Source organism: Candidatus Nitrosarchaeum limnium BG20, from assembly GCF_000241145.1.
GTDB lineage: Archaea > Thermoproteota > Nitrososphaeria > Nitrososphaerales > Nitrosopumilaceae > Nitrosarchaeum > Nitrosarchaeum limnae.
Map to the genome: position 1 here is coordinate 1 of NZ_AHJG01000319.1, position 615 is coordinate 615.

The 615-nt window shown below is 36.3% G+C and carries 2 pseudogenes; both read left to right on the forward strand.

From position 1 onward, the window contains the following. A pseudogene (locus BG20_RS11080) lies at positions 1–386 on the forward strand (ribulose-phosphate 3-epimerase); the annotation flags it as partial. Beyond that, positions 383–615, forward strand: a pseudogene (locus BG20_RS11085) (transketolase); the annotation flags it as partial. The pseudogenes BG20_RS11080 and BG20_RS11085, both read left to right, overlap by 4 nt.

A 615-nucleotide genomic window follows, 5' to 3' on the forward strand; every position in this document is an offset into this window, starting at 1 on the left:
TGTCTGTCATACCTGGAAAATCCGGTCAAAAATATATCGAAGAAACACATGGTAAAATGACTAAATTAAATACAATTCTAAGAGAACAAAAATTTTCTGGTTGTATTGAAGCAGATGGTGGTGTAACTCTTGATAATATTGGTTCTTGTTTTCTAGATGGTGCTAGGGCTTTTGTTGGTGGCAGCGCAATTATTGGAAAACAAGATGTACGTACGGCTATCCGAGATTTTAGAAATCAAGTTCTTAAGACAAAACGAAAAATTTTGATTGATAAAGCAAATGAGTTGGGAGGCTCTGATCTTGTCAAAAAATGGGTGGGATTACACGTTATTGGAGAAAAACATGACCAAATTAAGAAAATGGTAGAAGAGGCTGGTTATCTTTGAATCCTCCTGTGATGACTGACATGCGTTCAGAGTATTCAAAAACACTAATTGAGCTTGGTAAAGAAAATCCAAACATTGTAGTTTTGGGGGCTGATACTACTGATTCTCTTAAAACTTCTGGATTTGGAAAGATGTTTCCAAATAGATTCTTTAATGTAGGAATTGCCGAAGCCAACTTGGTCTCCACATCTGCAGGACTTGCAGCTTCTGGAAAAATATCTTTTGCTAG